8 protein-coding genes are annotated in these 9,277 nt (G+C 68.2%); 2 read left to right on the top strand and 6 right to left on the bottom strand.

Translation table 11 applies throughout. The annotated features are described in order from the left end of the window. Positions 1-261: 261 nt before the first annotated feature. From C3E87_RS10985 to C3E87_RS10960, 6 genes are all read right to left on the bottom strand, one after another. Entirely contained in the window at positions 262-1,710 is a 1,449-nt protein-coding gene (locus C3E87_RS10985) for an AI-2E family transporter (RefSeq protein WP_076062724.1), read from the bottom strand. Between the two features lie 95 nt (positions 1,711-1,805). Then, on the bottom strand, positions 1,806-2,165 hold the full coding sequence (locus C3E87_RS10980) for a biotin/lipoyl-containing protein (RefSeq protein WP_076062722.1): 360 nt from the start codon (positions 2,163-2,165) through the stop codon (positions 1,806-1,808). Positions 2,166-2,177: 12 nt separating this feature from the next. Continuing rightward, a complete protein-coding gene (locus C3E87_RS10975) occupies positions 2,178-2,438 on the bottom strand; it encodes a hypothetical protein (protein WP_076062734.1) in 261 nt (86 codons plus the stop codon). An 11-nt stretch (positions 2,439-2,449) separates the two neighbouring features. Next, positions 2,450-4,006 (bottom strand): acyl-CoA carboxylase subunit beta, encoded by a 1,557-nt coding sequence (locus tag C3E87_RS10970; protein ID WP_076062719.1) that lies wholly within the window; start codon positions 4,004-4,006, stop codon positions 2,450-2,452. A gap of 11 nt (positions 4,007-4,017) precedes the next feature. Further along, the gene (locus C3E87_RS10965) at positions 4,018-5,517 is read right to left on the bottom strand and encodes a methylmalonyl-CoA carboxytransferase subunit 5S (RefSeq protein ID WP_076062717.1); all 1,500 of its coding nucleotides are present in this window, start codon (positions 5,515-5,517) and stop codon (positions 4,018-4,020) included. Positions 5,518-5,699: 182 nt separating this feature from the next. Next, positions 5,700-5,927 carry a CsbD family protein gene (locus C3E87_RS10960; protein ID WP_076062715.1) on the bottom strand — a complete coding sequence of 76 codons (228 nt, stop codon included), beginning with the start codon at positions 5,925-5,927 and terminating at the stop codon, positions 5,700-5,702. A gap of 306 nt (positions 5,928-6,233) precedes the next feature. Here C3E87_RS10960 and C3E87_RS10955 point away from each other — a divergent pair, with 306 nt between their 5' ends. Together C3E87_RS10955 and C3E87_RS10950 are read left to right on the top strand one after the other, a co-directional pair. Further along, positions 6,234-8,624 (top strand): glycoside hydrolase family 3 C-terminal domain-containing protein, encoded by a 2,391-nt coding sequence (locus C3E87_RS10955; RefSeq protein ID WP_143571004.1) that lies wholly within the window; start codon positions 6,234-6,236, stop codon positions 8,622-8,624. Between the two features lie 24 nt (positions 8,625-8,648). Beyond that, entirely contained in the window at positions 8,649-9,269 is a 621-nt protein-coding gene (locus tag C3E87_RS10950; protein WP_076062710.1) for a hypothetical protein, read from the top strand. Positions 9,270-9,277 lie beyond the last annotated feature (8 nt).

Raw genomic sequence — 9,277 nt, 5'->3', positions numbered from 1 at the left:
CCTCGGGGGTGGCGGGCTTCGGGGTGACGGGGGTGCTGCCGTGGGTCTCGGTGCCCACCTCGACCGCGCCGGCGGGCGAGGTGATGAGGCCGGTGGTCGCGATGAGCGCTGGCACGAGCAATACCGTGGCCAGCAGATGTCTGGTGCTCCGCATGGATACCTTTCGCCTTTGAAGGGGGTTGTGGTCACCCTCCAAGCGGCGACTGGGTCCGGTCAAGGCGTTTTGCCCAAACGCTCAACCGGCCTGCGGCTTTCTGCGGTCTACCGGTCTTGGGGCTCCTCCGGGCCCAGTTGCTCCTTCGGATCCGGAGTGCCCTCGAGTGGGCGGCGGCGCATGAGCTTGCCGAGCCAGCCGGTGCCGTCGACGCGGGCCACTTCGCCGTCGGGAAGCTCCACGGTGGCACGATCCGTGCCCTCCTCCACCTCGCGGCGGGCGGTGCGGCGGCGCACCAGCGCGCGGAAGAACGCGGCGTGCTGCTCGCCCTCGAAGGCGACGGTGTGCCCGTCGTCGGTGGCCCAGCGGATGTCCTCAGCACCCAGGTCTCCGGTGCGCAGGTCGATCAGGTCTTCCAGGTAGCGCATCACGACGGCGATGGAAGCCGCCACCGGAACTGCGAGGAAGGCGCCGATGATGCCGCCCCAGACGCCTCCCAGCAGCACGGCGAGGAGCACGATGACCGGGTGGAGCTGCATGACCCGGGACTGGAGCATGGGCTGGAGGACGTTGCCCTCCAACTGCTGCACCGCGAGGATCAGGATGAGGGTGAACAGGGCGGTGTAGATGCCGCCGGACACGAGCGCGACGAGTACTGCGAGCACGCCGGCCGTGATGGCGCCGACCATCGGGATGAAGCCCGCCATGAACGTGATCACGGCCAGGGGGAAGGCCAGCGGCACGCCCAGCACCAACAGGCCGAAGCCGATGAACACCGCATCGACGAAGCTGACGATGGCCTGGGTGCGGACGTAGCCGGACAGGGTGGTCCACAGCCTGGTGAGCAGTTCAGTGGCGTGGAACCCGGCCTTGCGGCCCACGACGCGACGGGTGAAGGCCAGGAACCCGTGGCCGTCCTTGAGGAAGAAGAACGTGAGCACGAGTGTCAGCAGGAGCGTGACGATGGCGCTGCCGATGGAACCGCCCACGTTGAGGGCCTGCCCCACCAACTCGCCGCTCCTACCCTGGATCCAGTTGAGGCCCTGGTCGATCCAGCTGTCGAGCTGCTCGTCGCGGATGTTGAGGGGCGGGCCGGCGGCCCAGTCCTGCAGCTGCCGGACGCCCTTGATGGCCTGGCCGGACAACGTGGACCACTGCGACGCGATGCTGGGGGCGATCAACCAGATGAGCCCGGCGAGGGCGCCGAAGCCGCCGAGCAGTGAGATGGCAGCGCCGGCGACGTACGGTACCCCGCGGGCCTTGAGCCAGGCGGTCACGGGCCAGAGGACCGAGGCGAACAGGAGCGCGAGCACGACGGGGAGGATGCCGTCCCAGAACTTGGCGGCCAGCCAGCCGATGACGAACAGTGCGGCGGCCATGAGGATCAGGCGGCCGGCCCAGCCCGCGACCCAGCGGCCACCCTCACCGATGACGTCGGCCCGGTCGACGGGCGCGGATGGGTCAGGCGATGGCAGCGCGACGAGGGTCTCCTCGTCGAACGGCAACCCCTCAACCGGCCTGGGGTCCGTCGGTTCGCCAGTTCTGTCGTCGCTCACGCGATCTCCTCATCTCGATCTGGGGCAACCTTATCCAACCCCACAATGAACGACGGGCGCCCCACCCAAAGGTGGGGCGCCCGTCGCTGCGCGGCTCAGAACTCGATGAGGGCCTGGCCGCCCTGCACCGCGTCGCCGGGGGCGACGAGGATGCTGGCGACCTTGCCGGCCGTGGGGGCCGTGATCTCGGTCTCCATCTTCATGGCCTCGAGCACCAGCAGCACCTGCCCGGACTCGATCTCTTCGCCTTCAGCGACGAGGATCCGTGCGACGGACCCTGCCAGGGGCGCGACGACAGCGTTGGAGCTGACAGCGCTGACCGAGGCCTTCGTCGGGATGGGATTGGAGCCTGCGTTGACGCCGATCACGATCGGCCCCAGCCCGGGACGCTCCTCCTCCTCGATCTCGACATCGATTTCGTACTCCGTCTGGTTGACGGTCACCTTGAGCTTCATTGTGGTGTCTCCTTAACGGACGTGCGGGACGGAGCGGTCATGGACGCGGGTTCGGGTGGCGGCGGCCCAACGGGTCTGCGAGCCGTACCGGATGGCGCGCACCCGGGCGCGGTGCCCGAAGTACGCCGCCACCGCGGCGCCGATGGCGATGAGGTCCGCCTCTGGGATCTCCTTGGCGGACTGCAGCTCGGAGACCTGCGCCTCCAGCCCCGCGATTCTGTCCGTGAGTTGCGCGACGAGGTCGCGCAGCTCCTGCATCTGGGTGTCTTCCATGTCGACTCCGATCACGCAGGGCCGAGGCCGTGCTTCTTGGCCGGGCGGATCTCGCGCTTGCCGATGAGCAGTTCGAGCGCCATGGCGATCTCGCGGCGGGTGTCGGCGGGATCGATGATGTCGTCGACGAGGCCACGGCTGGCCGCCATGTACGGCGTCGAGAACGTCTCCCGGTACTCCTCCACCAGCTCGGCGCGGCGCGCGTCCTGGTCTTCGGCTGCGGCGATCTCACGACGGAACACGACGTTGGCCGCGCCCTCCGCACCCATCACCGCGATCTCTGCGGTGGGCCAGGCGAACACCTTGTCGGCCCCGAGGTCCTTGGAACACATGGCCAGGTACGCGCCGCCGTACGCCTTGCGCAGCACCACGGTGATCTTCGGAACGGTGGCCGCGGAGTAGGCGTAGAGCATCTTCGCGCCGTGGCGGATGATGCCGTTGTGCTCCTGGGCGACACCGGGGAGGAAGCCCGGCACGTCGACCAGGTTCACCACGGGGATGTTGAAGGCGTTGCAGAAGCGGACGAACTTGCTGGCCTTGTCCGAGGAGTCGATGTCGAGGACACCGGACATGACGCTGGGCTGGTTGGCGATGATGCCGATGGTGCGGCCCACGATGCGGCCGAAGCCCACCACGATGTTCCGCGCCCAGCCGGCCTGCACCTCGAGGAAGTCCGAGTGGTCGACGATCTCGTGGATGATCTCGCGCACGTCGTAGCCCTTGTTGGACTCGACGGGGATGATGCCCCGCAGCTTCTCGTTGGGCTCCACCACGTCGTCGGGATTGACGACGGGGGCGTCTTCGGTGTTGTTCTGCGGCAGGAAGCTCAGCAGCTTCTGGGCGATCAGGATGGCCTGCTCGTCGTCGTCCGCGACGAAGTGCACGACGCCGGAGCGACCCATGTGGGCGTCAGCGCCGCCCAGGTCGTCCTGCGTGACCTCTTCGCCGGTGACCTGCTTGATCACGCCCGGGCCCGTGATGAACATGTGGGCCTTGCGGGTCTGGATGATGAAGTCCGTCAACGCCGGGGAGTAGGCGGCGCCACCGGCGCAGGGGCCGGCGATGATCGAGATCTGCGGCACCGCGCCCGAGAGGAGCACGTTGGCGTAGAAGACCTTGCCGTAGCCGGAGAGCGAATCGATGCCCTCCTGCACGCGCGCGCCACCCGAGTCGTTGATGAAGACGAACGGGGTGCCGGTGCGCAGCGAGGCGTTGAGGGCCTCGGTCACCTTGATCGAGTGGGCCTCGCCCGCGGAGCCGCCCATGACGGTGAAGTCCTGCGAGGCGATGTGGACCGGGCGGCCCATGACGTAGCCGGAGCCGGTGACGACGCCCTCGGCGGGCATGTCCGCCTTGTCCATGCCGAAGGTGGTGGTGCGGTTCTTGCGGAACGCGCCCGTCTCCTGGAAGGAGCCCTCGTCGAGCATGGCGGCGACGCGCTCACGGGCGGTCAGCTTGCCCTTGTCGCGCTGCTTCTGGAGTTTGTCCTCGCCGCCGCCCGTCTGCACGTGCGCGCGGCGTTCGGCGAGCTGCGCGAGGCGCTCCTCCATCGTGTGCTGCTTTGCCATGAATGTTCTCCTTAGGCCGGCTCGACGGCAACGCTGTGCGAGCGGCCGGCAATGGTGACGTTGTACTTGACGGGGCCGCTGATACCGGGGCGGTCAGCGCCGGCCTTCTGGGCGGTCGCTTCGGACTTGAGCTGGGCGTGGGTCTTGCCGACGCTCTTGGGGCCCTCGTCGCGCGACTTGAGGAACTTCGGCGCCACACCCGGGAACATCGCGTTGGTGAGCACGTCCTCCTCGGAGCCGTCGTAGCCGTCGAGGTTCGAGGCGGCCTTGACCAGTGCGTCCCATTCGGGCTTCAGGTGGTCTGCCGGACGGTCGGTGATGACCTCCTTCTTGGCCTGAGCCTGCGCCAGGGCGACGACATCGGGGTTGCGCTCGCCCAGGCATTCGCCGTAGTAGCCGAGCATCAGGTCCGCGAATTCACCGGTGAGCACCTTGTAGCGGCCCATCAGAACGTTGAACACGGCCTGCGTGCCCACGATCTGCGACGACGGGGTGACCAGCGGCGGCTGGCCCGCGTCGGCCTTGACCCGGGGCACTTCCTCCATGACCTCGCGGATGCGGTCGCCCGCGCCCTGCGCCTTGAGCTGCGACTCCATGTTGGAGAGCATGCCGCCGGGGATCTGGGAGGAGAAGATGTCGGTGTCGACCAGGGTGGCCGACTCGAACTCCTTGTACTTGGGGCGCACCGTGGCGAAGTGGTCACGGATGCGCAGGAGGCGCTCCATGTCGAGGCCGGTTTCGTAGCCGGTGCCCTCGAGCATCGCGACGAGCGACTCCGTGGGGTTGTGTCCGGGGCCCAGCGACATCGACGAGATCGCGGTGTCCACGACGTCGGCGCCGGCCTCGATGGCCTTCATCAGCGACACGAGCGTCACGCCGGTGGTGGAGTGGCAGTGCACGTTGATCTGAACGTCGCCGTAGGTGTCCTTGATGCCCTTGACGATGTCGTAGGCCTGCTGCGGCTGCAGGAGCGCGGCCATGTCCTTCAGGGCGATGGACTCGGCGCCCATGTCCAGGAGCTGGCCGGCCAGCCGGATGTAGCCCTCAACCGTGTGGACGGGAGAGACGGTGTAGCAGATGGTGCCCTGCGCGTGCTTGCCGACGTTCTTGACGGCCTGCATCGCCTTGGCCATGTTGCGGGGGTCGTTGAGGGCGTCGAACACGCGGAACACATCCATGCCGTTCTCGGCGGACTTCTCCACGAACTTGTCGACGACCATGTCCTCGTAGTGGCGGTACCCCAGGAGGTTCTGGCCGCGCAGCAGCATCTGCAGCTGCGAGTTCGGCATCAGCTCGCGGAAGGTCCGCAGCCGCTTCCAGGGGTCCTCGTTCAGGAAGCGGATGCACGCGTCGAACGTCGCGCCGCCCCAGCATTCAACCGACCAGTAGCCTGCCTGATCAATGTCTTCGCACGCATCCACCATGTCTTCCATGGCCATGCGAGTCGCCATCAAACTCTGATGTGCGTCGCGGAGCACGAGCTCCGTCACGCCGATCTTTCGCGCTGTCATGGCAACTATCCAATCATGGCCACTGCGCGCTCCATGGGGCACCCCCGAGAAAGCCGGGCGTCAGGGGAAAGTAGTCTGTTGTGTTGTCCGTTCGCGGACGCTCCGGGTACGCGGAGACAGCAAACGGGACCACCCGCGAGGGATGGTCCCGTTTGGTTCAGGGCCGTGTGGCCGAACCGTTGTCAGTGACGACGGTCGTCGGTGACGGAATCCTTGAAGTCCTCAACCTTGTCGGCGACTGAGCCAGAGGCATCGCCAACCTTCTCATCGACCTCGTGACCCACTTCCGAGACATTTGCCTCAATGCGATCACGCTGGCCGCTTCGACGGAGTTCTTCGTTGTCGGTTGCGTCGCCGATGCCTTCTTTGGCCTTACCGACGGTTTCCTTCATCTTGTCTCCGAGTCCCATAGGCTGCCTCCTAGCGGTCGGTGGATAGGACTTCCCAATGTACCCGCGGGGCTCGGGTCAACCAAGGGTTTCGGGAAATCCCCGCCATAGGGGTGGGATCTGGGCCGCTCCGCCTCGGCCGAGGACCGCCCCGCACCCCGCCCACAGCGCGGGGCCACCAGGCACCCGACGACGGATCGTGCCGCGGATCGTGCCGACTGTGCATCGGTGCCGGTGCCCACTCCCACGCCTGTGGTCGACTTTCGGACGACCCCTTCCCGGGCCGCCCGCACCGGCTCCGGGGGACGCGAATCAATGGAGATACCCATGACCCAGGAACTCACGACGCTTGAGAAGGCCGCCCTGCTGAGCGGCCAGAACGTCTGGCAGTCACGCGACCTGCCCAGGCACGGCGTCCCGTCGTTCTTCATGGCGGACGGCCCGCACGGCGTCCGCAAGCAGGTGGGCTCCGGCGACCACCTCGGCCTCAACGCCTCCGAACCGGCCACCTGCTTCCCCACCTCGGCGACGGTGGCCTGCAGCTGGGACGTCGAACTGGCCGAGGAGGTGGGGCACGCGCTCGGGCGCGAGGCCGCCGCGCTGGGCGTCAACGTGCTGCTGGGCCCCGGCCTCAACCTGAAGCGCAGCCCCCTGGGCGGGCGCAACTTCGAGTACTTCTCCGAGGACCCCTACCTGAGCGGCAAGCTGGCCGCCGGCTACGTGCGGGGCATCCAGGCCGAAGGTGTCGCGGCCACTCCCAAGCACTTCGCGGTCAACAGCCAGGAACTGCGCCGGATGGCGTCAGATTCCGTCGTCGACGAGCGCACGCTGCGCGAGGTGTACCTCACCGCCTTCGAGATCGTGGTCCGCGAGGCCGAGCCCCGTGCACTGATGAGCTCCTACAACCTCGTCAACGGCACGTATGCCCATGAGAACCGCCACCTGCTCACGGACATCCTGCGCGGTGAATGGGGCTTCGACGGCGTGGTGATCAGCGACTGGGGCGGCAGCAACGACCCCGTCGCCGCCGTCGCCGCCGGCGCCAACCTGGAGATGCCGGCCCCAGGGCTGGATTCAGTGCGCCAACTGGTCGAGGCCGTCCGCGACGGGCGCCTGGCCGAGGCCGACCTCACAGCCCGCGCCGCCGAAGTCGTCAGGCTCGCCCTCGCCGGCGCCGACGCCGAGCGCCCCACCGTCGACCACGACGCCCACCATGCACTCGCCCGCCGCGCCGCCGAGGAGTCGATGGTGCTGGTGCGCAACGAGGACGCCATCCTCCCCCTCTCCCCCGGCACCCGCGTGGCGCTCATCGGCGACATGGCCGACACGCCGCGCTACCAGGGGGCTGGCTCGTCCCAGGTCAACCCCACCCGGCTGAGCTCCGCCCGCGAGGCCATCGCCGACAGCGGCCTCGAGCTCACCGCGTTCGCGCAGGGCTACCGTCGCCACTCCGGCATCGACGGCGACCTCGAGGCGCAGGCGGTATCCGCCGCGCGCGCCGCCGACGTGGCGCTGGTCTACCTGGGCCTCGACGAGATCAGCGAATCCGAGGGCGTCGATCGCCGCCACATCGACCTCCCCGACGCCCAGCTTTCCCTGCTGCGCGCCGTCGCCGCCGTCAACCGCAACGTGGTCGTCGTGCTCAGCGCGGGCTCCGTCGTCGACCTGGCATGGGCGGAACAGACCCGGGCGGTGCTGCACGGCTACCTGTCCGGCCAGGCCGGCGCCGAGGCGGCCCTGCGCGTGCTGACCGGCGGGGTCTCCCCGTCGGGCAAGCTCGCCGAGACCTACCCCGTCTCGCTGGCGGAGACGCCCACGTTCGGGCGCTTCCCCGCCGAGGGCCGGCCAAGCGTCTACCGCGAGGGCGTGTTCGTCGGGTACCGCCACGCGGAGGCCGCGGGCCGCGCGGTCCGCTACCCGTTCGGCCACGGCCTGAGCTACACGAATTTCACCTACTCCGACCTGCACCTCAGCGAGGCGGGCGCGCAGTTCATCATCACGAACACCGGCCCCGTCGCGGGCGCGGAGATCGCCCAGCTCTATGTGTCGACGCCGGGCAGCGCCGTCGTCAGGCCGGTCAAGGAACTCAAGGGCTTCGCGAAGGTGCACCTCGCCGCGGGCGAATCCGCCAGCGTGACCATCCCCTTCGACCGATACACCTGGCGCCACTTCGACGCCACCTCCGGCGGCTGGGAGATCGAAGGCGGGCTCCGCCGCGTCCTGGTGGGCGCCAGCTCCGCCGACCTGCGGCTGAGCGGCGAGCTGCAGCTCCCTGGCGTCGCCGTCGACGCGACCGTCGCGCCTGAGACCGTGCGCCGGGCGATGCTGCGCGGCCTCGCCGACGACGAGTTCAGCGACCTGTTCGGCATCACCGTGCCCAGGGACGCCACCTCCGGCGCGCTGGACCGCAACGACCCGCTCGGCGACCTCAGCCGCGCCCGCAGCCCCCTGGGCCGGTTGGCGCACTGGATCCTCGTCACCCTGCGCCGTCGAAGCGAGGCCAAGGGCGAGCCGGACCTCAACATCCAGTTCCTGTACAACATGCCGTTCCGGGCCATCGCGAAGATGTCCAACGGCGTGGTCAGCGACGAGATGGTCGACGGCATCGTCGCGTTCGTGAACGGCCACCACTTCCGTGGGCTGCGCACCATCGTCGGCGGCTTCCTCCGCAACCGGCGCCTGGGCAGGGACCTGTCCCGCCAGCTCAACGCACACTGAAATCACCAAGGAGCAGACCCGCCCATGTTCACCAAGATCCGCACCGCGTGGGGCCGTTACAGCGAGCGCCACCCGGAACTGTCGAAGTTCCTGATGTTCTTCCTCCTCAGCAACGGGGTCACCGTGCTGCAGATCATCGTCATGCCGTTGTTCCGCGCCATCTTCGCGCGCACCTCGCTGATCGACACCAACTTCCAGGTGTGGCCGGTGGGCGCCAACGTCGACGGCTCGCAGTACTTCATCTTCGACTACGCAGCCGGCGCCCTGCCCGACGGCGGGGGCGGCCTGGCCTACTTCCTCGCCGTCCAGCTCGCCATCGGCATCGCGCAGATCATCAACTTCTTCGCCCAGCGCAACATCACGTTCAAGTCGAACACCAGCATCTGGCGGGCCGCCTTTTGGTACCTGGTGGCCTACGTCGTCATCACGGTGGTGGCGGCGGCCGCACAGGGCTTCTACAAGGCGCCGATCTACACCTTCCTGATCGACACCCTCGGCTGGGGACAGACCGGCGAGACCGTCGCGGATGTCGTCACGATGATCATCAACGCGGCCATCTCGTTCTGGGTGTTCTACCCCATCTTCAAGCTCATCTTCCGTCAGGAGCCCGTGCCCGCCGAAGACGTCGCTGAGCAGACGGTCTGAGGACCGGA

The organism is Tessaracoccus sp. ZS01 (genome assembly GCF_022342445.1).
GTDB lineage: Bacteria > Actinomycetota > Actinomycetes > Propionibacteriales > Propionibacteriaceae > Arachnia.
The sequence above is the reverse complement of the archived record's forward strand: the minus strand, read 5'-3'. Positions and strand labels throughout refer to the sequence as shown.